Below are 26,740 nucleotides of genomic sequence, written 5' to 3'. Positions count from 1 at the left end.
AGTCAGGCCACGCACCGAAATGGCGCGCAGAGTGTACCTGAATCGACTACCTGAATCATGGCGTCATTTGCCGCAGTCCGTGAGTGATGGCGGCATTCGCTGTCGTCAGGGCCCACGGTCCCCTTGAGAGGGACGTTCAGGCCTTGTGGGAGGGCGCCGCTGGCCGGCGCTGTCTGAGCAGGTGATGCCCGAGCGCCAGCGCCCCGAGCGTCAGCCCGAACACTGCCATGCCCTGCCAGCCGAAGAGGCTCATCATCTTGACCCCGACGGCCGAGCCCAGGCCGGCACCGGTGTAATAGCACAGCATGTAGACGGCATTCATGCGGCTCTGCGCCTCGGGGTCGATGGAGAAGACGCGCACCTGATTGGGAATCTGGGCGGCGAAGACCCCGAGATCCAGCAGGATGATGCCGATGATCAGCCCCGTCAGGCTGTCTCCCCAGAGGCCGAGTACCGCGAAGGCGGCCACCACCATCGTGAGCGCGAGGCTGATCAAGGGGCCTGCGCCGACACGATTGACCAGACGTCCCGACGCCTTGGCTCCGATGATCCCCGCCAGTCCGATGATGCCGAACAGTCCGGCTTGCTGAACGCTGTAATCAAAGGGCGTGTCGGTGACATGAAGTGCCAGTGTCGCCCACATGGCGTTGAAGGCCGCGAACCACAGTGCGCCGGTGAGCGCGGATTCGCGCAGCAGCGCATGGCGTTTCAGCAGCGTGAACATCGAGGCGATGAGCCTGGGATAGGCCATCTGCACCGCAGGGGCACGACTCGGCAGCTGACGATACAGTGACACGCCGATGATGATGGCGAGGATGGCGGCGACCAGAAAGACGCTGCGCCAGCCCCAGTACTCGGCGATGCTGCCGCTCAGGGTGCGCGAGAGCAGGATGCCGATGGTCAGCCCCGTCATCAGCGTGCCGATCACCTTGCCGCGCCTCTGCGGAGTGGAGAGTGACGCGGCAAACGGGATCAGCTGCTGGGTGATGTTGGCGCCCAGACCGACCACGAAACTCGCCACCAGCAATGGCCAGAGACTCGGGGCAAGAAAGACGCCCAGCGAGGCCACGGCCAGGGTGATGGACAGATTGCGGATCAACAGGCGTCTGTCCATGGTGTCGCCCAGCGGCGAGATCAGCAGGATCGCCACGGCATAACCGAACTGCGTGGCCGAGGGAATCATGCCGATGGTGCCCTGACTGACGCCGAGTGAGGCTGCCATGTCGGCCAGCAGCGGCTGGTTGTAATACAGGTTGGCTGCCGTGGCGGCCACGGCAATCGCCATCAGCAACAGCAGGCCGCGACTGATGGGGGAGGACTCGGGGGTCTCCGTGGTCGTCTCGTCTTGATGGCTCACCGAAAGGCTCCTCTTGCGCATTGTGCTGATGTGCGGATCTGACGCGCTGATCTGGCGTCGATCAAGGTGGCCTACGGTATGTCGCCATCACCTATAAGAGAAATGTTGATAATGGATATCTTTGATGCCGAGCTGTTATCAGCGCGAGCCTGATGAGGACCGGTCTACCCTCGAGACACTCTCGCGCACGACCAGCGTGGGGGCCAGCTGGGTCTGGCCCGGGAAGGGGGAGCCCTCCAGGCGGGCGATGAGCTGTTCCACCGCCGTGGTGCCGAGGTCATAGATCGGCTGACGGATGGTGGTGAGTGCCGGGTTGAGGTAGGCACTGATCTCGATGTCGTCGTAGCCGATGATCGACAGCTCGCGTGGGACCTCGAGACCGAGATCCTGCGCGGCGCGCAGACAGCCCAGCGCCAGCAGGTCATTGAAGGCGAAGATGGCGTCCGGACGATCCCCGGGGTCCGCCAGCAGCAGGTGAGCGGCGCGATGGCCATCTTCCAGCATCAGGTCGGTGGCGACCTGCCAGTCCTCCGGTACGCCCAGGCCGGCGGCCTTGAGCGCCCCGAGTGCTCCGCACAGGCGCTCCCGCGAGCGGGCGTGATCGCGTGGGCCGGTCAGCAGCGCGATGCGCTCGAGTCCACGGGATATCAGATGCTCGATGGCAAGCCTGCCCCCCAGGCGCGAGTCGTCGTTGACCACCGTCATGTCCCAGCCCGGTTGAGGGTCGGCGTCCATCATCACCGTCGGCAGTGGCAGGGCGCTGAGAGCCTGCAGAAAGCCCGCGCCGTTCTCGGCGGTCATCACCACCAGCCCATCGATGCGGCGATCGCGCAGTGTCTCGAGATAGCTGAGCTGCTTGGCATCGATATCATCGCTATTGCACAGGATCAGGCTGTAGCCTGCCTGATAGCAGCGGTCCTCGACTCCACGGATCACCTCGGCGAAGAACGGATTGTGCGCGCTGGTGACGATCATCCCCAACGTGCGGCTGCGATTGGATTTCAGCGCACGTGCCACGCTGTCCGGCCGATAGCCGAGTGCCGCGATGGCCTCGCGCACCCGCGCTTCGGTGTCCCTGGCGACGGGCCGAGTGGCATTCACCACATGTGAGACGGTGGTGACGGAAACGCCTGCCCGTGCCGCCACATCCTTGAGTCGAATCACGCTGCCTGTCCCCTGTCCCTGGTGGAATGATGCGTCTTGTTCTGACGCCTGTCGTGGCGTGTTGGTGGCGCCGGTGGAGAGCGGTGACGAAGACGCCGGCACGAGGCCGGCGTCTTGGTGTCACGTCTCGCGGGCTCGCGCTTACTCGGTGATCAGCTTGAGCGGCACGTCGGTGGTCTTGTCGACGTCCTCGCCCTTGAGCAGCTTGTCGGCGACTTCCACGCCGAGACTGCCGATCAGTGAGGGTTGCTGCGCGATGGTCGCGTCCATCTTGCCGGCCTGAACCGCCTTGATGCCTTCATCGGTGCCGTCGAAACCGACCAGCAGGATGTCCTTGCCGGCCGCCTGCAGCGCGCGCTGTGCGCCAAGCGCCATTTCATCGTTCTGCGCGAAGACGGCATTCACCTCAGGATGCGCCTGGAGCAGATTCTCCATCACGTTGAGGCCCTGGGTGCGATTGAAGTTGGCCGGCTGGCTGGCGATCAGGCTGATGTCCGAGTGACCCTCGATGGCCTTGAGGAAGCCTTCCCCACGGTCACGTGTCGCGGAGGCACCGGCCACGCCCTCAAGCTGGACGACCTTGCCTTCTCCGCCGAGTTTCTCGGCGATGAAGCTGCCGGCCAGTTCGCCACCCGCGACGTTGTCGGAGGCCACGTGGGCGGCGATCCGGCCGCCGTTGGCGCTACGATCCAGCGTCACCACCGGCACGTTGCGCGCATTGGCGGTACGCACGCTGGAGACGACGGCGTCGGAGTCGGTCGGGTTGACCAGCAGCAGGTCCACGCCACGTGACAGGGCGTCTTCCACGTTGGACAGCTCACGTGCGGCGTCATTGCTGGAATCCAGCACGATCAGCTCATGGCCGAGCTCCGCCGCCTTGTCCTTGGCACCCTGCTGCAGGCTGACGAAGAACGGGTTGTTGAGTGTGGACACGACCAGCGCGATCTTGTCCGCCATCGCGGATTGCACCGGCATCATGCTCAGACCGGCGGCGGTGATGGCGGTGGTCAGCGAGGAAACGAGCAGTTTTTTCATGGCGTGGTTCCTTTCATTGTTGTCGACGCCATCGTCTGGCGTCTTCGTTGTCGGCGACCCTGGCGATGCATGACCCCGTGGTTGGCGCACGGGATCGAGGGTCTTCGATGCTGCCGGGAATGAAATCGCAAGCGTCTTTCGCGCGTTCGAGCGTGAGGGACTATTTCTGGGCGCGGCTGTCGATCAGTACCGCGAGCAGGATGACGGCGCCCTTGGCGATCATCTGGAAGTAGCTTGAGACCCCCATGATGTTCAGCGCGTTGTTCAAGACCCCGATCACCAGTGCGCCGATCAAGGTGCCGAAGATGCGGCCTCGACCACCCATCAGGCTGGTGCCCCCGATGACGACGGCGGCGATGGCGTCGAGTTCGTATCCAGTGCCGGCATTCGGCTGTGCCGAACCCAGACGGGCGGCCAGGATGGCACCCGCCAGTGCCGCGAAGGCACCCGCGATGGCGTAGACACTGATCTTGATGCGATTGACGTTGATGCCGGACAGGCGCGCCACCTTCTCGCCACCGCCGACCGCATAGACGTGACGGCCGAAGCGGGTGTGATGCAGCACGCCCCAGCACAGCACATAGACGAAGAACATCATGTAGATGGGAATCGGGACGCCCATCCAGTAGCCGCCGCCCAGGTTCCAGAAGCTGTCGGCGGCTTCACTGACGCCGATGGAGACCGGGCGACCATCGGTGTAGACCAGCGTCGCGCCGCGCAGCACCGTCATCGCCACCAGGGTGACGATGAAGGCCTGGATGCGTCCGAAGGCGACGAACAGACCCGAGACTGCGCCCAGTGCGGCACCGGCGATGATGGTGCCGGGCACGCTCAGCCACGGTGACAGGCCGGCGGCGGTCATCGAGGCGGCGAAGGCGCCGGTCAGTGCCAGTACCGCACCCACTGACAGGTCGATACCGGCGGTGAGAATGACGAAGGTCACGCCCATGGCGATGATGGCGTTGATGCTGGTCTGGCGCAGCACGTTGAGCAGGTTGTCGGCAGACAGGAAGTTGTCGGACAGGCCGGCGCTGACGGCGATCAACAGTGTCAGCGCGATCAGTGCCTTGTTGTCGACCAGCAGGCGCATGATGTCGAGGCGACGGTCGCCGGCGGCAGAGGAAGTGGGAGTGGACATCAGTTCGGCATCTCGTGGGGGAAATCAGAAGACGTGTGTGGAGGGGTCGCCCGGGCGGCGCCAGTGCTGGTACTCAGCGGGCTCTCGAGACCGGAGGCGGCTGTCATGATCGCTTCCTGGGTGGCGTTCTCGCGGCTGAATTCACCGGAAATCCGGCCATCGGCCACCACGAGAATGCGATCTGCCAGACCCAGCAGCTCGGGCATCTCGGAGGAGATCAGCAGGATGCACTTGCCCTGACGTTTGAGCTCGTTGATCAGCAGGTAGATCTCGCGCTTGGCGCCGACATCGACGCCGCGGGTCGGCTCATCGAGAATCACCAGCTCCGGTGCCGGCATCAGTGCCTTGGCCAGCGACACCTTCTGCTGATTGCCACCGGACAGCGTATCGACCGCCTGGGCGGTATCGCTGATCTTGATCTGCATGCTCTTGACGAATTGCTCGACCGCGGCGGCTTCCTCGCCGTGACGAATGCGCCCCAGCGCACCGCAGAAGTTCGGCAGGGCACTGAGAGACATGTTGCTGGCCACCGAGTGCGCCAGAATGAGTCCTGAATGCTTGCGATCTTCCGGCACATAGACCAGGCCTGCCGCCAGTGCCGCGGCCGGCGAGGGGAACTGCCCGGACTGTCCGTTGAAGGTCACGCTTCCCGCCGCGATGCGGGTATCACCGCACAGCGCGCGCGCAAGCTCGGTGCGTCCTGCGCCCATCAGGCCGCCGAAGCCGAGCACCTCACCGCGGCGCGCCGAGAAGCTGATGCCATTGACGCCCGGCGCGTGAAGCTCCTTCACCTCGAGCATCACTTCGCCATCTGGACTGGCGGGCGTATAGGGGTAGCGTTCGGCAAGTTCACGGCCGACCATCAGGCGAATCAAGCCATCCTCATCCAGTTCCGCCGTCGGCCCCTGGTGGATCATCTGACCATCACGCAGCACGGCGACTTCATCGCACATGCTGAAGATCTCGTTGAGACGATGGGTGATCAGCACCAGTGAGCGTCCCTCACCGCGCAGCTCCGCGACCACCTCGGCCAGGATGTCCGTCTCGATGTCCGTCAGGGCATCGGTGGGCTCATCCATGATGATGATCTCGGCGTCAAGCGACAGGGCACGCGCGATCTCCACCATCTGCTGCTGACCGATGCTCAGTTCACTGACGGCGGTGCGTGAATCCAGTGTCTGGCGCAGGCGATCCAGCAGTTGGCGGGCATCGGCATGCAGGCGCTTCCAGTCGACGGTGCCAAGCGCAGTACGTGGTTCCCGCCCGAGAAAGATGTTCTCGCCGGCGGACAGGCCCGGCACCAGATTGAGTTCCTGGTGAATGATGGCGATGCGACTGTCCATGGCCTGGCGTGGGGTGGTGAAGATGACTTCCTCATCGCGAAGCCACAGGGTGCCCGCGTCATAGCGATACACGCCGGAGAGAATCTTCATCAGCGTCGACTTGCCTGCGCCGTTCTCGCCAGCCAGCGCATGCACGCGGCCGGCGCGCAGCGTCAGGTCGACGCCCTTGAGCACGCTGACCCCGGAAAAGCCCTTGTCGATGCCGCGCAATGCCATCAGCACGCGCGGGGCAGCGTCCTCATTGACCTTGGGCGCTTGCGAGGTTGGATGCGTGACATCTTGCGTCTGCATGCCCATCAAAAGGGAACTCCGCAATGCAGGATCAGATTGGCGTAGGGCGTGCACTCACCGGTGCGTACGATCACGCTGGCCTTGGGGAGTTCGGCCTTGAAGGCCTCGTGCTCGATCACATGGCGCTCAAGCGGCTTGGCGTCACGCTGCTCCAGTGAGGCCAGGCGGGTCGAGAGCGCGTCGTGAAGCTCCGGGCTCTTGAGCGCCAGCTCGCTGGCATGGGTCACGGCTTCGATGCACAGCTCTGCAAGCAGGGCGTCGAGCACCGGCAGCATGGCCGGCAGCCCGGGAATGACCGCCAGATCCACACAGGGGATATCGGCGGGAATCGGCAGGCCGGCATCGGCGATCACCAGGGTCTGGGTATGGCCGAGGCGAGCGATGTGCCCGCTGAGCGGCGCGTTGAGTAGGCCTTGTCGTTTCACGTCTCAGTCCTTGAATGAGGCAGGGGCGAGTCGATCCAGTCATTTACCTGACGGGTTCACCATGGGCGACAGTATGACGCGCAAACGTTTGCGGCGCGGTAGGCGAAACGTCGTAGCCCCTGTAGAGCGACTACTTTTTTGTAGTGAGGGGGTGAAAAGTCACGGGATACGTGGACAGCCGGTCTTGGAGCAGACCATTGAGAAAGTTTTGCCCCTACCCAAAAAAACACCGCCTCTCAGGGCGGTGTTCTTGTTTCTCTCTTTTTCATCACGTCAATTTCGGCATGCCGTCAGACGTGATCAGTAGCTCTCGCGCTCCGGCTCTGATTTGACGCGGCGCTCCTCTTCACTGAGGTGCTGGGCCTGCTCGTCGATATGGCCATCCAGATGCCAGTCGTCTTCCATGCCGGTGACGCGGTCGTTCATCACGCCTTCCTCATTATCGACCTGCTGCACGACGCCTTCTTCTGCTTCAGAGGCCGCTTCCTGTTGCTGGGCGGCAAGTTCTTCTTCGCTAGGCTCCGGCTCAGGTTCGGCATCGAAGTCGAATTCCAGCTGACCGGTTTCCGGCTCGGTGATGGCTTCCTCGACCCAAGCGGCACTCAGCGGACTGGTGGTGGAGGGCGCCACCACATAGTGACCGGGGTGATCGCCATCCTCGGCATCCAGCACCTGACGCGGCTTGCTGGTGACACTGGCGGCGAGAATCACGATCAGCACGTGGATGGCGGTCAGGGTATAGAGGAAGCCGACGGCCCCGAAGCGCTCCATCAGCAGGCCCGCGGTGAGTGGACCCAGAATCGCGCCCGCGCCATGCATCAGTACCAGCGTGCCGCTGGCGGAGATGATCTGTGGTGTGGTCAGCAGGTTATTGGCCGCCGCCAGGAACAGCGAGTACTGGGTCAGGATCAGCCCGCCGAGCCCCGCCCCCAGCAGCGCCATGGTCAGCATGCTGCCACCACTGAACGGCACGCCGCCGATGGACAGCGCGATCGCCCCGACACTGCAGCCCAGGATCACCTTCTTGGCCGACAGCTTGTCGGAGAGCTTGCCCAGCGGCCATTGCAGCAGGGCGGCCCCCAGAATGAAGGCGCCCATGAACCAGGAGACTTCCTGCACCGGCAGGCCGGCGCGGTCGGCATACACCGCGCCCATGCCGAAGACGGTGCCGTTGGCGATGCCGGTGGCGAAGCCGCCCAGAGTGCCCAGCGGTGCCAGACGCAGCAGACGAACGATCCCCATGGCCTCCGGCTGTGCGCCTTCGGGCTGCGGTGAGGCGGACAGCAGCATCGGCACCAGCGCCAAGGACATGATCACCGAGACCAGGATGAACAGCAGATAGGTATTCGGGTTGGCGACGTTGAGCAGCAACTGGCCACCGCCCATGCCCAGATAGGTGATCACCATGTAGATGGCCAGCAGCCGGCCGCGCATCTGGTTGGTCGCCTGGCTGTTGAGCCAGCTCTCCGCCACCACGTAGAGGCCGGCGAAGGCGAAGCCGGTGATGAAGCGCATCGCGATCCACACCTCGGGCACCACATAGAGCGCGTGGATCAGGATGCACACCGAGGTGATGGAGGCCAGCGCCGCGAAGGTGCGCACATGGCCGACCCGACGCAGCTTGCGCGGTGCAAGCGTCGAGCCCAGCAGGAAGCCGGCGAAGTAGGCCGACATGATGATGCCCGTCATGGTGTTGCTGAAGCCTTCCGAGGAGGCACGAATCCCCAACAGACTGCCCTGCAGTCCGTTGGCCAGCATCAGCATCCCCATTCCCAGCAGCAGCGACCACAGAACGACCGCCGCGCCCAGACTGCTGGTCGGCTGCAGTCGCTTGGGCGGCGTGTCGAGCGGCTCGGTCTCGAAGGTGGGAGTGGGTATGGCTTCCTGCTGGGGGTGCGGCATGGAAGGGGCCTCATCGGTCAAGGTCGGTACCGTTTGAGCGGTGCCGACGAGATGTCAGGTACGACACTTGCGTGCGTGGTGATGGTCAGTCGTGGTTGGTCCTTGCGGGAACGGCGCTCAGTCTACCGACCGAATCCGCAGTCTGCGACCCGTGGCGCGCCATTGCGTGGATGAAAGGCGACAGATCTGGAAATTTGTCGCAATGATGTAATGGGCTGGATGGATATACAGTCCCCCGTGAAATCCTGACCTCGGAGGGGCTGGGGGCACGCTGGCGTTGTAAAAGGCACGGCATCAAGCAAAGGGAAATATCCTGAAACTCCCTGTTAGAGGGGGCTGCACCAAGGTTGGCCCTCTTGAATCGCTAGACACACTCCTTGGCAACACACGTTGATGACACCACATGGTCGAGCGTTTCGTACGCAAAAAGTCTCGGAAAACCCGAGGAGTGGATGTATATACAGTAATAGTGATGGAGCGAGATAGCATGTGAGCGTCGAAAAAGCGCCGATCTGTCGCATGGTCGAATGGTCAGCGACCAAAGTAGATGCGAATCTGCCCGAGGACACACTCAACAACATCATAATCAAGAGGTTATTCATGACCCTGACCGCCGCACTCGCCAACGCTGATTCCGCCTCCGGAACTGACACCGTCTCTCGTCAATGGCATCGCCACGCTTCAATGTCTGCAACTCCTTCCACTACTTCTTCGCGTGTTGCCGCCCCGAGTCGCGCTGCCCTGATGGCTGGCGTGCTTGGCCTGGCTCTGCTGTCACCACTGATGGCGAGTGATGCCGAGGCCCGCGAGCTGTCCGTCTCCACCGTGCTGTCGGATGCCTTCCCGTGGGGGCAGGCGGCCGAGAAGTGGGCGGAACTGGTAGAGGAGCGCTCCGGTGGCGATCTCACCCTGCGTGTCTATCCCAATGCCCAGCTGGTGGCGGGAGACCAGACCAAGGAATTCTCGGCCATGCGTCAGGGGCTGATCGATCTCGCGGTGGGCTCGACCATCAACTGGTCGCCCCAGGTGCCGGAGCTCAACCTGTTCTCGCTGCCGTTCCTGATGCCGGACCACGCCGCCATCGATGCGCTGACTCAGGGTGAGTCGGGCAAGCAGGTCTTCGCCGCCATCGAGTCCAAGGGCATCATGCCGCTGGCGTGGGGCGAGAATGGCTTCCGTGAGGTGTCCAATTCCTCGAAATCAATCACCACGCCGGACGACTTGAAAGGCCTGAAGATTCGTGTGGTGGGGTCGCCGCTGTTCCAGGACACCTTCACGGCGCTGGGCGCCAACCCGACCCAGATGAGCTGGGCGGATGCCAAGCCGGCGCTGACCACCGGTGCGGTGGATGGTCAGGAGAACCCGCTGTCGGTGTTTGATGTGGCGCGGATCGATCAGGTCGGCCAGACCCATCTGACCCTCTGGCACTACATGGCGGACCCGTTGATCTTCGCCGCCAACCAGCGTGTCTGGAAGTCGCTCAGTGAGGAGGAGCGCACTCTGCTGACCGAGACCGCCAGGGAAGCGGGTGCCTGGGAGATCGCCATGAGTCGTGAAGGCAATGCCCAGCGGCTGGCGGATATCGAGGCGCGCGGCGTGAATGTCGTCAAGCTCGATGATGATGCGATGCAGGCCTTCCGTGATGCCACCCAGTCGGTCTACGAAAGCTGGACACCGAAGATCGGTGAGGCGCTGGTCGAGACGGCACGTGCCGAGGTCGAGGCCTCGCGCTGAGTCGGCCAGGGCCATCATCGCCGCTGCTCACTGAGCAGATGACATCGGGAATAATGCGGTCTGTGCGCGTTATTGAGTGAAGAACCACGCCGGGGCCTGACAGCCTCGGCGTTCGTGTGGATCGCGTGTCATGTCGCAAAAGTCGCAACAAACCTCTCAACAAGCATCACCGCAAACCTTGCAAGACGCCGCCAACGGAGCGCCTGCCCCCGTGGACAGGCCACCGCCACGCGTGCGGCCGGAATCCTGGCTGGCGGCGCTGGCGCTGGGCCTGATCGGCATCATCAGTCTGGCCAACGTGGTGGTGCGTTACGCCACCGATGCCTCCTTTGCCTTCACCGAGGAATTCTCGGTCTTCCTGCTGGTGTTGCTGACGCTGGCGGGCGCCTCGGTGGCGATTCGCCGTCAGGCACATATTCGTATCGCGCTGCTGGAAGACGTGCTGCCGTTGCCGCTGTGGCGACTGGTGGTGGTGTTGCAGACCCTGGCGGTGCTGGTCGTGCTCGGATTGGTCGTCTGGTTTGGCGGCACCTTCGCGCTGGAGGAGTATCAGTGGGAGTCGCTGTCACCGGGACTGGGCCTGCCCAACTGGTGGTATGTGATCTGGCTGCCGATATTGGCGCTGGCGATGGCCTGGCGCCAGCTGCAGCAGTGTGTCGAGCGTCTTGTGCAAGGGCCTGGTCATGGACCCGGTCAGGATGCGTCGCCGGAGCACAAGGAGTCAGATCATGAGTCCTGATCTCTGGTTGCTCGCAAGCTTCGCCGCGCTGTTGATACTCGGCGTGCCAGTCGCCTTCGCGCTGGGGCTGTCGGGGGCGGTGGGTATCGTCGCGGGTCTGCCGGTCAGCATGCTGGCCACCTTGGGGACCAATACCTACAACAGCATTGCCAAGTATCCGCTGATCGCCATTCCATTGTTCATCCTGACGGGGCTGGTGTTCGAGCGTGCCGGAGTGGCGGCGCGGCTGGTGCGCTTCGCCCAGGCGTTGATCGGGCCACGTCACGGCGGTCTCGCGCTGGTGGCGGTGCTGGTGTGTCTGATCATGGGCGGCATGAGTGGTTCCGGCCCGGCGGATGCCGCCGCGGTGGCGATGGTGATGATTCCCAGCATGACACGGGCGGGCTATCCCAAGGCGTTCTCGGCGACGCTGATTGCGGCCTCGGCCTCCACGGCGATCCTGATCCCGCCCTCCATCGCGTTGATCCTCTATTCCATCGTGGTGCCGGGGGTGGATCTGCGCGCGCTGTTTGCCGCAGGGCTGATTCCGGGCTTGCTGGTCGGTGCGGCACTGCTGGTACCGGCCTGGGTGCTGTCGCGGCGCTATCGTTGGGAAGATCCGACTCAGGTGGAACGTATCGCGCTGGGTCCGGCGTTCCGCTCAGCGATTCCGGCGCTGCTGGCACCGGTGATCATCCTCGGCGGGCTGCGCTCAGGCCTCTTCACGCCCACGGAAGCGGCGGTGGTGGCGGCCGCCTACGGGCTGTGTGTCGGGCTCTTCATCACCCGTGAGCTCAAGCTCTCCCAGGTGTGGGAATTGCTCAGGGAAGCAGCGGTAATCTCGGGGGTGGTGATGCTGATCATCGCGCTGGCGGGCATATTCGCCTGGGCCGGCACCATGCTGGGTACCTTCCGCCATCTCGCCGAGTGGTTGATCACGCTGTCCGATAGCGGCACGACGCTGCTGATTCTGGTGATGGTGGCGGTACTGATCGCCGGGATGCTGCTGGATGCGGTCTCCATCTACCTGATCCTGATGCCGGTGCTGATTCCGGTGATGCAGCACTTCGGGTGGCATCCGGTATGGTTCGGTATCCTGCTGGCGATGAACATCGCGATCGGCCAGTTCACGCCGCCGGTGGCCGTCAATTTGATGGTGACCAGCAGCGTGGCCGGTGTTCGACTCGAGAAGACCGTCGTATGGGCGATGGTCTTTGTCGTGGCGATGCTAGCGGCCCTGGCAGTGGTGATGCTGTTCCCGGAACTGGCGCTATGGCTGCCGCGCATCCTCGGTTATGCCGTGTAACGCAACCGAGTGAGCGCGTTGTTGAGTGCGAAAGCGGAGCGGAGCCTTCAAAAGCGGCTTGTCGAGAGGCAAGCCGCTTGTCATGACTGCCACACCCACCAGATGTTCTGCCCGGACGCTGTCTTCACTCGCTCCCCCTACTGGAAAACCCAGCAGGGGGAAGCACTTGCGCACTGTCGCGTCTCATCACGGGCACGTGGCAACTCGCCTGATAAATGTTAGCCTGCATATATTCTTGTGGGGTGGCGGCGCTTGAGACCTTGAATGCAGGCGGACCTGCCTCCATTGGTTGACGTTGACTGAGCGTCAATGCTGGCGACCAATCTCGCCTATCGCCCCCGTATGCGTGATCTCACCTCCAGAGGATCTCCAAAGGACATGTGTCGATGAACGAAACACCCCCTGACATGCCATTGGCAGGTTTCAATGCACTGCACGAGATGGTGGTGGGAGAATTCCTGATCAGCCCCATGCTGGTCTATGCGCTGGCGGCGCTGGTGATCGCCGGGTTGATTCGCTCGTTGCTGCACCGGGTGCTTGCCAATCATGAGCTATGGTTCGAGGCCTGGTTCGACATCTCGCTCTTCATCATCTGTCTGACGGGAATCGTCGCACTGGTGACCTGACGCCTTCACCGAATCGCGTCTGGTCCGTCACTCATCGTCATCGCGACAGCGCTCGCGTCGCAAGCGTCAGATGTCCCTCGTCATTCACCTGTCGCGTCACTGTCGCAACGTCACCCCATCTTCGAAGGCGGTCGAGCTCAGGCGTCACTGGCAAGCATCACTCTGCGCAATCTCGTGTGAGCCGAGGCTCCCGTCAGGATCAACTCTTCAAGGAAACTGCATGAGCAAGTCTCGACAGAAAGTCGTGAAATGGGTCATTACCCTGTGTCTGGTGGCCGTGGCGGTCTGGTGTGCCATCTGGCTGTGGAAGACCTACATGTACAGTCCCTGGACGCGGGATGCTCGCGTGCGTGCCGAGGTGATCACGCTGAGCCCTGACGTGTCCGGCTGGGTGAGTGAGCTCAACGTGGCGGACACCACTCGCGTCAAGCAGGGCGACGTGATTCTGCAGATCGACCAGGCCCGCTATGCGGCGGCGCTGGCTCAGGCCAAGGCGAGTCTGGCCAGTGCCAAGGCCACCTTGCGGCTCAAGGAGCATGAAGCCAATCGACGCAGTCGCCTGACCAACCGGGCGATCAGTGAAGAGGAGCGTGACAGTGCTCGCCTCGAGGCCGAGGTGGCTCGCGCCGATGTGCAGCAGGCCGAGGCGGCGCTTCAATCCACGCAACTGGATCTTGACCGTACCCAGCTGACCGCCCCGGCGGATGGCAGCATCCTCAACATGCACCTGACACAGGGCAACTATGTGACGGCGGGTACTTCGGTCATGGCATTGATCAAGGATGACTCCTTCTATCTCAGCGCCTATTTCCAGGAAACCAAGCTGCAGCATGTGCGCAAGGGAGATCCGGTCCAGATCACGCTGATGAGCGGCAACAAGGACTTCAAGGGCCGTGTCGTGGGAATCGGTGAGGGGATCGCCGATGACAATACCGCGACCAATGCCCAGCAGCTGCCGCAGGTGAGTGCGACCTTCAGCTGGGTACGCCTGGCACAGCGCATCCCGGTGAGAGTGGAGTTCGATGATATCGAGGCGGTACGGGCGTCCGGGGTCAATCTGGCGGCAGGCATGACGGCGAGTGTCCGGCTGCTCAGTGACATCACCGATGCCGAGGACAGCGGCCACGGAGCACCTTGATCGATGTCTCCGGCACTCGCGGCGTTTCTCAGACCCTCTTCCTTTGCCCTGAAGTTCGCCTTCAAGGGTGTCCTTGCCATGTCACTGGCACTCTACGCGGCCTTCTATTTTGATCTGGATCGCCCGTACTGGGCGCTGATCTCGGCGGCCTTTCTGCAGATACGCCCGATGTCGGGGATGGTGGTCGAGAAGGGCATCTGCCAGATCGCCGGCACCGTGGCGGGTGTCGGTGTCGCCGTCGTGATCATGGGGCTGTTTGCCCAGGCGCCGGAATTGGCACTGGGCAGTGTCACCCTGTGGATCGGCCTGTGTATCTACGGGGCTTCGCTCACCCACAACAACCTCTCCTATGGCTGCGTGATGGGGGCGGTGGCCTGCATGATCATCGTGGTGCTGACGTCCTCGGCGCCCGGCAACTTCTTCTCGGTGGCGCTGGCTCGCCTCAGTGAGTTGAGTCTCGGTGCACTGTGCGCCGTGCTGGTCAGTGCGCTGGTCTGGCCGATACGTGTGCGGGACCATCTGGGGCAGCTGGCGGATACCGCCGTCAACGCCACCTTCCGTTATATGGCGCTGGCCTTCTCGGACCCCTCCCAGGATGACCTGAGCGCCGAGCAACGGCATGCCGAGGAGAATCGCGAACGTCAGGCGATGCTCGAACAGATGATGACCGGCCTTGGGGCGCTCAACAATCTCGAGATCGATGCCCACTCCGCGCGGTATGAGGGGCCTCAGGGCAAGGGGCGTATCCGCGGTGTCCATCTGCTGACTCGGCGGAGCATGCGCCTCTATGCCACCCTCAAGGCACTGCATCAGCTGCGTCACCCGGAATTCTTCCTGCGCCATCACGCCACTGGCGTTGACGGTGAGTCCGTGCACCACAACCCCATCGACGACGACGGGCAAGACGATCAGCTCGCGCGTCCGGCCGTTCAGCAACCGGAGCGCTTCAGTCAACCGACACAGGACCTGATGCAGCGACTTGGCAGCGCCTTTCAGAGCATGGCCGACAACCAGGGGATCGGGCAGGCACGCGCCACCTTGAAGGAGCTGCGCGGAGAATGCCTGAGAATCTCGCGCGGTCAGCGCAATCTGTCTGCCCTCGAGGCACGGCTGCTCTATAGTCTGCGGGAAGTGCTGGGCCATGCGCTGGTGATGCTTCAGGCACGTGAGGTCATCAATCATCCCGGTCGCCATCAATTGCGCCAGCCCAGTCTGAGCTGGCATCGCGATCACGGACGAGCGGCGACCAATGCGCTGCGTGCCATGCTGATCTTCGGGACTACCTCCATCTTCTGGCTGGCGACGGCCTGGGACAATGGGGCGGTGGCCATGCTGCTGGGCACGTTGTTCTCCGGTATCTTCGCCAGTCGCGATGACCCCGCCCCCATCATCCCCATGGTGCTCAAAGGCCTGCTGTTCGCCGTGCCCAGTGTGCTGTTGTTCGGCAATGTCCTGTTGAGTCAGGCCCAGCATTTCGTGCCGTTCATTCTGATCTTCAGTGTTCCGTTGTTCATCGGCCTGATGGGGTCCGTGGTACCGGTGCTGGCGGGGATCTGTCTGCCGTTCGTGGTGTTCAATATCCTGCTGGTGATGCCCGACAACGGCATGACCTTCGATGTGGCCTATACCCTCAACCGGAGTCTGGCGGCCGGGATCGGCCTGATCGTGACCATTCTCGGGTTTCGCCTGATCCCGGTACCCGGGGCCGGCTGGGACAAGCGCCAGCTGATCCAGACAACGGCGAGTGATATCCGAGAGCTGGCCGAACGCCCCGCTCAGCAGGTGGACAGCTGGTTCGGGGGACGTATGGGGGATCGCCTGCTGCGTCTTGCCCGCCATGAGCAAAGCCGTCAACAGGAACAGCAGTCACGTCAGGGCGGGGCCGATTCACCTGCGATCGCGGACGAGCCGCAGGGAATGCCTCTGATGTCTCTGGGCCTGACAGGCATGGATATCGGGCGCGGAATAGGCTTCGTGCGACGGGAGCTTGGCGAGAACATGTCCAGGCCCGTGCAGCGTGCCTTGCAGAGCTTGATTCTGGCGCTGGCGGAGGATTTCGAGCGATGCAGTCAGGGCAAGCGACCCAGGCGGCTTGAGAAGGCCGGGCGCCGATTCTCGCAGACCATCGCCGAACAGGACGCCATGAGTCGCCACAAGCAAGCCTTGCTGGCGGGCTGGCTGGAGCGGGTGCAACTCACCCTCGAGAGTGATGCGTTGCGTCAGAACGCGTGAATCTGACGCCTGATCAATGTTCCGCGCTCAGGCGTCGGGTGGTCCGTTAAAAAACGCTAATAAAAGCAACCGTGGCAAGAGCATCTGGTCTATCATTGTAGATATCTGCTCATATCTGAGCGAAATGCATGAGATGTCTACTACGGGGGAGCATCATGGCTTTCATGAATGACATCAGCAACAGTGGTCGTGATGCCCCTGATCGCTTCAAGCGCGTCACCTTCACGACGCAATACCTGCACGAATTGAGCCTGTATGTGCTGCCCGGCAGTGAAGTGCTGCTGCGAGTGAGCCAGGCCGGTGAGGACCTGATGCTGTTGCAGTTCGATGATGACTTCTACGCCGAGTTCATTGCCTCGCGTATCGTCGACTGGGTGGCGGAGAATCCCCGGGCCGACAAGGAAGATCTGACGCTCTGGATCAAGACGCGTGCCCGCGCCGAAGTCCCCATGATCCAACAGCATCACGTCTATTGAGACTGTCCGTGCCATCAAGGCGCCCTGAGACAGCTGTCTCAGGTATCGAAACGACACAGGCCACCCCTTGAGGTGGCCTGTGTCGTTTCTGTCGCCCTTGGCTTTCAGAGGCATGTCGTGGTCAGAAGCTGCCGAACAGGCTGCCCAGCGTCACGACACTGATCAGAGCCAGCATCGGGAACGCCACGGTCATCATGAACATCTGTCCGTAGGACTGGCGGTGAGTCAGCTTGCAGATGGCCAGCAGCGTGATGACTGCACCTGAGTGCGGTAGCGTATCCATGCTGCCAGCCGCCAGTGCCGCCACACGGTGCATCAATTCAGGGTCTATCCCGGCATTGACGGCCATCTCCATGTAGGTCGAGCCCAGTGTCGAGAGCGCGATGCTCATGCCGCCCGAGGAGGAGCCGGTAATCCCTGCCAGCACGTTGACCGCCACGGCCTCGGAGATCAGCGGATTGCCGGGGTAGAGCCCCAGTACTGCCTCCTTGACCAGTGCAAAGCCGGCCAGGCTTGCGATCACGGCGCCATAACCGACCTCCGAGGCGGTGTTGAAGACGGGCAGCATGGCACCGAAACAGCCATTGTTGACCGTCGTCTTCAAGTCAGCCCACTGCTTCCAGCGAGTCACCACCAGCCAGAGTGACGCACAGCTCAGCGCGATCAATATCGACCACATGCCGGTGGCGCCGGCCGGGTCCAGCTCCGGGAAGGCATCATTGAGATAGGAGAAGTCGATGCGCGGGAAGACCAGGTAGGTGAGCAGGGCATTGAGTCCGATCACCAGTATCAGCGGGATCACGGCTGACAGCATGCTCATGCGTGCCACCGGTGTATCGTCATTCAATGCCTCATTGTCATGCTTGCCGTAGCCTTCGCCCTGCGCCTGAGCTTTCGTGGCTCTGCCCTTCAGCCACCAGGTGCCCAGCCCCAGCATGATCAGACCGGCGATGATGCCAAGTCCGGGAGCCGCGAAGCTGTTGGTCTGGAAGTAGGGAATCGGAATCGCGTTCTGGATCGCCGGGGTACCGGGCAGGGCGGTCATCGTGAAGGTGAAGGAGCCCAGCGCCAGTGCCGCGGGCAGCAGTCGCTTGGGTGTCGAGGTACGCCGGAAGAGCTGGGCCCCGATGGGATAGACGGCGAAAGCCACCACGAACAGCGAGACGCCACCGTAGGTCAGCAGGGCGCAGGCCAGCACGACGGTGAGGATCACATGGCGGGTTCCGAGGCGCCTTACCAGTCCCTCGGAAATCGCGTGGGCAGCCCCGGAATCCGCCATCAACTGGCCAAACAGGGCACCGAGAATGAACAGCGGGAAGAACTTGGCCAGGTAGCCGCCCAGCTGGCTCATGAAGGTGACGGTATAGCTGGGCAGCAGGGCGCCTGCATCACCTGAAAGCACGACGGCAAGAGCCGCCATCACAGGTGCCAGCAACAGAACGGTGATACCGCGGTAGGCCAGGAACATCAACAGTCCCAGCGATATCAGAATGGCAAGAATGCTCATGAAGGGGACATCTCGTGGTTGGCGTTGTAGTCATGGTGTGCCGTCTGCCAATGACGACGTATGTCCTGTGAACAGGTGCGTTTCCTGTAATTATTTCTTTATATGGACTGTTCTACAGTGACATCTGGCTCACGGTAGAGTTTGTCTGACAAGAGGACAATGCGGCTTAAGTGGCAGCGTGGGACGGGGGTTGGCAAGGGGTGTGGCACGACAGATAGAATTTATACCGTTATCTTTTGTTTGAATGAGTAATCCTGTCAATCCTGCAAGTTTCCAGGACTGAAGGGACCGTCGTGTCAGCAGAAGACCTGCCACGGGAAGGGGCTGTGTTCTCAACACCGCCAGCGGCAAGCTCTTGACGAAAACTCTTGTTGGCAACTGTCGCATTAAGAAAAAGGCGGTACCCGTAGGCACCGCCAGAAACGATCGAACCATCCGCCGGTCGCGAGGCCGACAGGAGTCATGGAGTCATACGCACGTGACGCTTGTCTGGATGATGGCAAAGCCACTGAAGCGCTCCGTTGCCGTCATCGCCTTGGACATCTCGTCATGCCATGCGCCAGATACTGACGCCAGCGGGAGCGAGCTGTTGGCCTCCGCAGATCCAGCCATCTTCCGGCACCAGGCCTTCGGGTAGCCAGCGTGGTTCAGGCGCATAATTGAAGGCAAACACCAGATTGCCTCTGCAGCGCAGGCGCACACCCTCCGGCAGGGCGGTGGTAAGAATGGCTGCCTTGCGACATTCCTCGACCAGCACGGCCATGAGGGTGTCTTCTTCAAGCCAGGCGGTCAGATAGCTGACCCCTGCGCGCTCCGTGAGAGCCGCTTCTCCATCATCGAAACGGGTCACGACCCTTGCCGTGGTTCGCGTGCTGTCGAGCAGGTCTCGCCAGCGCAACGCTTGGCCATGATGACCATTGGCCGTGGTGACGCCTGGGCAGGCACCGGGGCGCAGACCATCGACCCGATCGACCGTGACGCCGGCCAGCTCGCCGAGGGCGCCCGGTGCCAGTTGATCGGGTATCTGGAAGTCTGGCGTGCGTGAGCCGGAGCGTGCGCCGATCACGATACGGCTGCCGCTGTCACGTGCAGCGCTCAGGCGTGCCGCAAGCGCATCGTCGGCAATCACCTGACAGGGCAGCACGACGAGAGGATAGCCACTGACATCATCACGAGGGGAGACGATGTCGATGTCCAGACCCAGCCTGCGAAGGGCGCTGTACCAGCTCAGATGCAGTTCCAGCGCATCGAAGTCCTCGGCATGCGGTTGAATCTGGCAGGCCCAGATCGAGGCATAGTCGAACATCAAGGCCACGGGGGCCTGTTCGGTCTCGATCTCGCGCCCACTGAGGCCTTCTGCGCTCAAGCGAGCCAGTTCATCGCGGACCTGCAACAGCTCCGGCCAGGCCGAGGCCGGTGAACCATCCGGACGCAACAGACCCGCATGCATCTGTTCCTGCGCGAAGGGGGCCTGACGCCACCGGAAATAGGAAACGACTTCCGCACCGTGGGCAAAGGCCTCATGGCTCCAGAGGCGAACCATGCCGGGCAGTGGGGCGGCATTGCTGATGGCCCAGTTGACCGGCCCCGGCTGTTGTTCCATGACCCACCAGCGCCCCTTGCACATGGCGCGATAGAGGTCGTGGTGGAAACCGGCGAAATCAGGGTGGCCCTGTTGGCGATAGAACGCCTTGGTGGCTTCGGGATGGGCACCACGCTCCAGAAAGCCCAACGGGTAGCTATCCCAGCTGGCGATGTCCAGGTCTTGGGCGACGTCAAAGTGGTCAAACTCCGTGAACAGGCCCATGAAGTTGTGCACGATATCGACGTTCACGCCGCGGTCTCGCAGCGTCTGGACCTGAAGCCGGTTGTACTCGACCACCATGTCGGAGCAGAAGCGACGATAATCCAGCACGATCGCCGGATGTGGCTCGGTGACGGTGCCGACCGGCGCCTCGACCTGCGAGAAGGCGGTCACTTCCAGGCTCCAGAACACCGCGCCCCATGCCTCATTGAGCGCTTCGACACTGCCGTAGCGTTGTTCCAGCCACTCAGGGAAGCCTGCGCGCGCCGCCCGGGAGTAGCTGAGGATGGTGTCGTGGCAGCCGTATTCGTTGTCAGTCTGCCACGCCATGATCGCCGGATGAGTGGCGTAGCGCTCCGCCATCAGACGCACGATACGCTCGCTCTGCGTGCGATAGACGGGCGAGGAGAAGCAGTAATGACGACGTGAGCCATATCCCCGCACCTGGCCATGCTCATCGACGGCCAGTATCTCGGGATGGGCATCCACCAGCCATTTCGGGGGCGTGGCCGTCGGGGTTCCCATCACGATCTTGAGACCGGCGCGGGCAAGCATCTCAATGGCCTCATCGAGCCACTCGAAACGCAGCTCTCCAGAGCGCGGCTCCAGCCGACTCCAGGCGAACTCGCCTATGCGCACCACGCGAATGCCGGCATCGAACATGTCACGGGCATCCTGTGCCCAGCGCTCACGCGGCCAGTGTTCCGGGTAATAACAGACGCCGAGTTGCATACAGGTCATCCTTGAATCGGGGAAGTGATAGCCGGAGCACAGGCTCAGTCAACGTCATGTGCCGCCGTCAGGTGGATCAGGATCGCCTGTTCCGGGTCAAGCACCGGCAGGGCAAGCCCGGCACGCATCAGCATCTCGCCACTGGCGACGACGGGCTCCCCCGAGAGCTGGGCCTGCACCCAGGCCGGCAGCTGCTTCATGCGGCGTTCGGGATGTTCCGGCAGTTCCAGCAGCTCGAGTCGATAATGCTGCTCGGCGATGAGCCCTGCCAGCGGCTGTGGCGCAGGTACGGCGTGGCGTGGCATGGCCAGCTGGCTGATGCAGTAAAGCGCCTCTTCACCGTCCTGGCTGACCACGCCATGTGCATGCTGGCCGTCATCCAGGCAGTCCAGACGCCAGCTCACGCCGCCATGCAACAGCCCGCGCAATGCCTTGTAGCGCTCGATCCAGACGCGCAGCTCCCCACGCTCGCGTGGCGCGAGCTGGCTGACGTCCAGTTCAAGGCCCAGGTGACCGAACAGGGCCGTGGAGGTACGGAAGGCAAGGGAAGTACGCCGCGACGTGGTATGTGCATGCTCAGGCCCGATATGAGCCCCGAGCAGCTCCGGTGGCAGGAAGCGACTGGCACCGCGCTGGATGTGCGTTCGCTCATGCGGGTCGTTGCAGTCCGAGGTCCAGACGCGATGGGTGTGGCGCAGAATGCCGTGGTCGGTGCGGGCGCCCCCCGAGGCGCAGCTCTCGATTTCCACCTCAGGGTGCGCCTGGCGCAGACGTGCGAGCAGCGCATAGAGCGCTTGTACCTGAGCATGCGCTGCAGGCATGCCGCGACGCTCGCCGGACTGGGTCGCGGCGTGGGTGAGGTCGCGATTCATGTCCCACTTGAGATAGCGGATCGGGTAGTCGCTGAGCAGGGCATCCAGTCGCGCAAACAGATAGTCAGTGACGTCAGGGCGTGTGAGATCCAGCACGCATTGATACCGCCCCAGCGGCTGCTCACGGCCTTCCAGCGCCAGTATCCAGTCGGGATGCGTGCGAAAGAGCGCGCTGTCAGGATTGACCATCTCGGGTTCCACCCACAGACCGAATTCCATGCCCTGGGCATGGACGGACGCGATCAAGGGCCCCAGCCCCTCGGGGTATTTGCCCTGATCCAGGTACCAATCGCCCAGCGCTGCTCGCTCACCATCGCGGCCCACGAACCAGCCATCGTCGAGCACGAAGCGTTCCGCGCCGACGTCGCCGGCAGCGGTGACCAGCTCCTCCAGCCGCTCGGCGTCGTGATCGAAATAGAGGGCCTCCCAGGTGTTGACGTGGACCGGGCGAGGCTTGTTCGGCGTCGGCCAGTCAAGCCGTGCACGCAAGGTACGATGCATGCGCTGACTGGCGCCATTGATGCCCGTGTCAGACCACGCCATGACGACTTCCGGCGTGGTGACGCTGTCCCCGGCGGCCAGTACCTGCTCACCGGGCAACAGCAGTGCGCCCAGCTGCAGTTGCGTGCTGCCATCGAACTGGCGCTCCACCAGCAGTCGATGGTTGCCGCTCCAGGCCAGGTGCGCGCTGATGACCTCCCCGGACTGCTCACTGAAGCCCTCGGTACCCACGATGAGGGAGGGCACACGCTGGTGAGAGCTGCGCCCGCGCCGATTCTCGAGCGTGAAGGTGCCTTCACTCAGGGCGTGGCGTGTCTCGGTGAACTCCTGGACCCAACGGCCACCGAAGCTCAGGCACTGTTCGAATCGGTTCGGCAGTGGCAGGCAGCAGGCCGCCAGCCACTCGAGACGATAGTCTGCCGTACCAGGATTGCGCAGGGTGGTGGACTGACGCAGCACCCCCTCGTTGGTGAGCGTGAGTGACAGCAGAACTTCCAGCTCGCTCGTGGCATCCGCCAGTGTCAGCTGGGCATGCGCGCCCAGTGAATCGGTCGAGCACGCCACCTCACTCAGTCGCATGTCGGTGAGCCAGTCACGCCCATCACGGTCACCGATCAAGGCCGGATAGCCCGCAAAACCAAGCCCGGCATCATTGAACAAGGTATTGGGCGGGAGCTGATCGAGGCTTGCCTGGGGCGTGGCAGCAGCGCTCATCAGGCGGTGCTGGGCTGGCGTGACCGGGGCGATGCGCCCCAGGTGGGCCAGCTTGAGCAGGCCATCGGCGAGATCCAGCTGCAGCTGGATGCCGTCGGCGCTCAGGCTCAGCCATTGCTGTTGGGGGGACCATGTCGCGTCGGGCGTTGCCGAAGGTCGGGTGGATGGGGCGTCTGTGGTCATCATGAGAGGTCCAGAAATAAAGAAGAATCAGAGACGGAATGGCAGTGTCAGCCCAGCACCAGCGGCGGTTCTGCCAGTCCCTTGAAGCCGTGTGCTGACAGGTCCAGCGCGAAGAGATCACCATCACCCGCCGCATGATCCGGCGTGGCCATGCCTTCGTGCGCCGTGGTGATATACAGCGTGCTCAGCCCCTCACCACCGAACAGCGGGCACGAGGGCTGGCTGACCGGCAGGGCCACATGAGCGATTTCCTTGCCGTCATGATCCAGCCTTGCCACGCGGCCGGCCCCCCAGAGCGCAATCCACATATGGCCATCGGCGTCGATCACGGCGCCATCCGGGCCACCGCCACAATCTTGCAGATCGGCCCAGACCTCAGGAGCGTTGTATTCACCTGCCGCCCCTTCACTTGCTGACCCTTCACCTGCTGATTTGAGTGGCCAGCCATCGGCGTCCAGTGGCCAGCGCATCACCTGACCGGTAACGGTGTCGGTGAAATAGGCGAAGCAGCCATCCGGCGAGAAGCACAGCGCATTGGGAATGGTCAGCCCATCCATGAGCTTGCAAAGCTTGCCGCGGTGCAGGCGGTAGAGACTGCCAGCCCCGGTTTCGGCGTTGCAGCCCATGCTCGAGAGCCACAGACTGCCGTGGGTATCCACTCGAGCATCATTGCTGCGTGTCGCGGGCATGGCGTCCGCCTCGAAGGACATGACATCCTCCACGGCGCCTGTCTCGGGGTTCCAGCGTGACAGCATGCCTTCACCGACCAGCAGGTAGTCGCCTTCAAGGGTGAGCGCCGCATAGGAGGTGCGGCGCGCAAGCTGAGTGATGACGTGATCACTGCCATCCGCGGCCGCGTGATGCAGCTCGCCGGCGAGGATGTTCAGCCAGCGCACCCGCGCAGGCAGGGTGGTTGTGGCGGGTGTCCAGCCGGGGCCTTCTCCCAGCTCGCAGTGGCTGGCCACGAGGCGCTCAGCCGTGCCCAGGCAGGTCGATCGTGTCATCCGTTACTCCTCGTGAATCCTGTGGGAGAGCCGACGGGGCTCAGTCGGCGGCCGTCCAGGCGGAGACCAGCTTGCGTGCTCGTTCACCGACGTCAAAAGCCGTCAGACCCGGCGTGTAGATGGCCGTTCCCAGACCTGCACCATGGACACCCGCCGCACGCCATTGCGCGAAGTTGTCACTGCCGATGCCCCCGACGGCATACAGCTCGGTGCCTGTGGGCAGCACGGCCAGCATCGCTTTCATGTTGACGATACCGACCTGGGTCGCCGGGAAGAGCTTGAGGCCTGAGGCGCCGGCGGCGAGGGCCGCGAAGGCCTCCGTCGGCGTGACGATGCCTGGCATGGACACCATCTCGAGTCGGCGGCTCTCGCGAATGACCTCGACATCGGCATTGGGCGACACGATCAGCCGACCACCGACGCCGTGCACGTCCCGCACCTGCTCCGGCGTCAGGACGGTGCCGGCACCGATGAGGATCTGGCCGTCATGGGCCGTCGCACAGTGCTTGACCAGTGCCGCGATGCTGACCAGCGGCTGGGGCGAATTGAGCGGGACCTCGATGCGGGTGATGCCCGCCGCGATGATCTCGTCGGCAATCGCGATGATTTCCTGCGGCGTGACGCCGCGCAGAATGGCAACCAGGGGAAGGCTCATGGAAGTCTCCAGGGGAAGATGGGGGTGTCAGTCAGTGACGAGGCGTGCCTGACAGGCGTGATGAATGCGCCCGAGCCCGGCCAGAATCATGTCGGCATTGGCGGCCAGGCTGACGCGATAGTCCAGATGCTCGAGTGCGATCCGATAGCGCTGGCATAAGATGTCATCACCGATCAAGGTGATCAGCGACCCTTGCGGCTGCAGGCATGTGGCACCGGCCAGCTCAAGGCCCAGCACCAGACCGGAAAGCCGCGCACCCAGCAAGGCTGCGCGCGAGGCCTCATCATCGAGGCATTCATCGAGCAAATCCCGCGCACGGATGCCGAACAGCGCCGCCGTCATGCGCGCCGGTTCCGCCATGGCCGCATCGATGCCTGCCAGAAATGCCTGACGCTGTGGCTCATCGGCAAGATCCCCTCCCGCCACGGAGTGCTTGAGGACCGAATCCTGACTGAGCAGCTTGTAGAGTTCACCGCTCATGAAGGTGGTGAAGCCCGTGATCGAACCGTTCTCGAGCTGTGCCCACTTCGCGTGGGTGCCGGGCAGGCAGACGGCCCCGCTATAGCCCGGCTGAGTGGCGACCAGACCCGCCAGCTGTGTCTCCTCACCGCGCATGACATCAAAGGCCGGCTGGTGCTGACATAGCCCCGGCACGATGGTGACGGCGATGCGTCTGTCGCGCGTTGCCACATGGGTCAGCTGCTCTGCCAGGCCAGACAGGACATCGATGGCAGGGGCTTGCTCACCCGGGACCGGCAGGTAGGCCGCTTCCACCCAGCCCTGGCGTGCGCCCGCCATGCCGCAGATCAACACCGGCATGCTTGAGGTGGAGTCCTCGGGCAGCCAGTCATTGATCACCACCCGCAGGACATCCTCGAATTCATCGCTCGCCAGACCCAGCATGCCGCGGGCACTGCGTGCCTGGGCGATGATCCGGTCCTGATCATCCAGCGCCCAGGCACGCAGATTGCTGGAGCCCCAATCCACGGCGATCCAGGCGGGGAGGGCATGGACGGCGCTCACACTCGACCTCCATCCACGACCATCGGTTGGCCGGTCATCATGCGTGAGGCGGTGGAGGCCAGGAACAGACAAGGATTGATCATGTCCTCGACCGGAATCGCTTCCTTGAGGCACTGCTGGTCGATGCACTCGTTCAAGTCCTTGTCATTGACCCACAGCTCGCGCTGACGCTCCGTCATTACCCAGCCCGGAATCAGACAGTTGACGCGAATGGCATCTGGCCCCAGTTCACGCGCCAAGGCCTTGGTAAGCCCCATGATGCCGGCCTTGGCGGTGACGTAGGTGGGATAGCCCCCCAGCCCCAGCATGTAGCTGTTGGAAGACAGGTTGATGATGGCGCCGCCTCCCAGTGCCCGCATGTCAGCCGCGACTGCCTGAGCGGTGAAGAACTGGGGACGCAGGTTGGTGGCGATGGATTCATCCCACTGCTCCACCGTCCATTCCTCCAGCGTATGGCGAGTGTCGCGGGCCGCATTGTTGACCAGAACGCCTATCGGGCCATGGGCCTCGCGCGCCTGTGCAACAGCCGCCTGCAATGCCTCGATCTCCTGGATGTCGCAGCGGATGAACAGGGGGCGATTGGCGTATCGGGCCTCCATGGCGTCACAGAACTCGCTGGCATCGGACAACCCGACGAAGGCGACCTTGGCACCCTGCGCCAGGAAGCCTTCGGTCAATGCGGCACCGATACCCGAGCCTCCGCCGGTGATGAAGACACTGGCACCCGCGAGGTCCGGGTAGCGAAAGTCCGCGAAGGCGGGGAGTTCAGTATGGGGTGATGCGGTACGGGTCATGATGAGTCCCTTCTGCAGCGTGACAGACTCTCGGCTGAGAGCCTGTCCTGGCATGGCGTCTGTGTT

Annotated in this window: 21 protein-coding genes; 7 read left to right on the top strand and 14 right to left on the bottom strand. The window is 63.1% G+C overall.

The features are described from left to right. Nucleotides 1-136: 136 nt before the first annotated feature. The 7 genes from QD172_RS00745 to QD172_RS00715 form a co-directional block, all read right to left on the bottom strand. Nucleotides 137-1,357 (bottom strand): MFS transporter, encoded by a 1,221-nt coding sequence (locus QD172_RS00745; protein ID WP_279854571.1) that lies wholly within the window; start codon nt 1,355-1,357, stop codon nt 137-139. A gap of 138 nt (nt 1,358-1,495) precedes the next feature. Next, the gene (locus QD172_RS00740; RefSeq protein ID WP_279854570.1) at nt 1,496-2,521 is read right to left on the bottom strand and encodes a LacI family DNA-binding transcriptional regulator; all 1,026 of its coding nucleotides are present in this window, start codon (nt 2,519-2,521) and stop codon (nt 1,496-1,498) included. 141 nt (nt 2,522-2,662) lie between these two features. Next, nucleotides 2,663-3,556 (bottom strand): ribose ABC transporter substrate-binding protein RbsB, encoded by an 894-nt coding sequence (gene rbsB, locus QD172_RS00735; RefSeq protein WP_084208618.1) that lies wholly within the window; start codon nt 3,554-3,556, stop codon nt 2,663-2,665. Between the two features lie 160 nt (nt 3,557-3,716). Further along, nucleotides 3,717-4,694: a ribose ABC transporter permease gene (gene rbsC, locus QD172_RS00730; RefSeq protein WP_279854569.1), complete on the bottom strand. Its 978-nt coding sequence runs from the start codon at nt 4,692-4,694 to the stop codon at nt 3,717-3,719. Further along, entirely contained in the window at nt 4,694-6,328 is a 1,635-nt protein-coding gene (locus QD172_RS00725) for a sugar ABC transporter ATP-binding protein (RefSeq protein ID WP_279854568.1), read from the bottom strand. Before QD172_RS00725 ends, rbsC begins: the two co-directional genes overlap by 1 nt. Before the next feature lie 5 nt (nt 6,329-6,333). Next, complete coding sequence (gene rbsD / locus QD172_RS00720) at nt 6,334-6,753, bottom strand: D-ribose pyranase (RefSeq protein WP_136937754.1); 420 nt, start codon at nt 6,751-6,753, stop codon at nt 6,334-6,336. Between the two features lie 300 nt (nt 6,754-7,053). After that, on the bottom strand, nt 7,054-8,655 hold the full coding sequence (locus QD172_RS00715; protein WP_279854567.1) for an MFS transporter: 1,602 nt from the start codon (nt 8,653-8,655) through the stop codon (nt 7,054-7,056). A 744-nt stretch (nt 8,656-9,399) separates the two neighbouring features. Between QD172_RS00715 and QD172_RS00710 the strand changes: the two genes are divergently transcribed. From QD172_RS00710 to QD172_RS00680, 7 genes are all read left to right on the top strand, one after another. Continuing rightward, complete coding sequence (locus tag QD172_RS00710; RefSeq protein ID WP_279854879.1) at nt 9,400-10,389, top strand: DctP family TRAP transporter solute-binding subunit; 990 nt, start codon at nt 9,400-9,402, stop codon at nt 10,387-10,389. 211 nt (nt 10,390-10,600) lie between these two features. Then, a complete protein-coding gene (locus QD172_RS00705; RefSeq protein WP_279854566.1) occupies nt 10,601-11,128 on the top strand; it encodes a TRAP transporter small permease in 528 nt (175 codons plus the stop codon). Further along, nucleotides 11,118-12,413, top strand: coding sequence for a TRAP transporter large permease (locus tag QD172_RS00700; protein WP_279854565.1), 1,296 nt, complete (start codon nt 11,118-11,120; stop codon nt 12,411-12,413). The genes QD172_RS00705 and QD172_RS00700 overlap by 11 nt, the downstream gene beginning before the upstream one ends. Nucleotides 12,414-12,799: 386 nt before the next feature. Further along, the gene (locus tag QD172_RS00695) at nt 12,800-13,039 is read left to right on the top strand and encodes a DUF1656 domain-containing protein (protein WP_240499517.1); all 240 of its coding nucleotides are present in this window, start codon (nt 12,800-12,802) and stop codon (nt 13,037-13,039) included. Nucleotides 13,040-13,259: 220 nt separating this feature from the next. After that, nucleotides 13,260-14,177, top strand: a complete 918-nt coding sequence (locus QD172_RS00690) for an HlyD family secretion protein (protein ID WP_279854564.1) — start codon at nt 13,260-13,262, stop codon at nt 14,175-14,177. A 3-nt stretch (nt 14,178-14,180) separates the two neighbouring features. Continuing rightward, on the top strand, nt 14,181-16,409 hold the full coding sequence (locus QD172_RS00685) for an FUSC family protein (RefSeq protein ID WP_279854563.1): 2,229 nt from the start codon (nt 14,181-14,183) through the stop codon (nt 16,407-16,409). Between the two features lie 155 nt (nt 16,410-16,564). Continuing rightward, nucleotides 16,565-16,885 carry a hypothetical protein gene (locus QD172_RS00680; protein ID WP_176503324.1) on the top strand — a complete coding sequence of 107 codons (321 nt, stop codon included), beginning with the start codon at nt 16,565-16,567 and terminating at the stop codon, nt 16,883-16,885. Between the two features lie 121 nt (nt 16,886-17,006). On the opposite strand, the gene QD172_RS00675 is transcribed toward QD172_RS00680, so the two are convergent. The 7 genes from QD172_RS00675 to QD172_RS00645 all read right to left on the bottom strand — a co-directional run bounded on the left by QD172_RS00675 (nt 17,007) and on the right by QD172_RS00645 (nt 26,674). Continuing rightward, on the bottom strand, nt 17,007-18,392 hold the full coding sequence (locus tag QD172_RS00675; protein WP_279854562.1) for a GntP family permease: 1,386 nt from the start codon (nt 18,390-18,392) through the stop codon (nt 17,007-17,009). Between the two features lie 547 nt (nt 18,393-18,939). Beyond that, nucleotides 18,940-20,928 carry a beta-galactosidase gene (locus QD172_RS00670; RefSeq protein ID WP_279854561.1) on the bottom strand — a complete coding sequence of 663 codons (1,989 nt, stop codon included), beginning with the start codon at nt 20,926-20,928 and terminating at the stop codon, nt 18,940-18,942. 44 nt (nt 20,929-20,972) lie between these two features. Beyond that, nucleotides 20,973-23,201: an alpha-galactosidase gene (locus QD172_RS00665; RefSeq protein ID WP_279854560.1), complete on the bottom strand. Its 2,229-nt coding sequence runs from the start codon at nt 23,199-23,201 to the stop codon at nt 20,973-20,975. A 44-nt stretch (nt 23,202-23,245) separates the two neighbouring features. Next, nucleotides 23,246-24,202 (bottom strand): SMP-30/gluconolactonase/LRE family protein, encoded by a 957-nt coding sequence (locus QD172_RS00660; RefSeq protein WP_279854559.1) that lies wholly within the window; start codon nt 24,200-24,202, stop codon nt 23,246-23,248. A 40-nt stretch (nt 24,203-24,242) separates the two neighbouring features. Then, complete coding sequence (locus tag QD172_RS00655) at nt 24,243-24,857, bottom strand: 2-dehydro-3-deoxy-6-phosphogalactonate aldolase (protein WP_077376324.1); 615 nt, start codon at nt 24,855-24,857, stop codon at nt 24,243-24,245. Nucleotides 24,858-24,884: 27 nt separating this feature from the next. Further along, nucleotides 24,885-25,880, bottom strand: a complete 996-nt coding sequence (locus tag QD172_RS00650) for a 2-dehydro-3-deoxygalactonokinase (RefSeq protein WP_279854558.1) — start codon at nt 25,878-25,880, stop codon at nt 24,885-24,887. Then, nucleotides 25,877-26,674, bottom strand: a complete 798-nt coding sequence (locus tag QD172_RS00645) for an SDR family oxidoreductase (protein WP_279854557.1) — start codon at nt 26,672-26,674, stop codon at nt 25,877-25,879. Before QD172_RS00645 ends, QD172_RS00650 begins: the two co-directional genes overlap by 4 nt. Between the last annotated feature and the right edge of the window lie 66 nt (nt 26,675-26,740).

It is taken from the genome of Cobetia sp. 10Alg 146 (assembly GCF_029846385.1).
Lineage (GTDB): Bacteria > Pseudomonadota > Gammaproteobacteria > Pseudomonadales > Halomonadaceae > Cobetia > Cobetia marina.
Note: the sequence above shows the minus strand (reverse complement) of the source record. Positions and strands in the feature narration are given on the sequence as shown.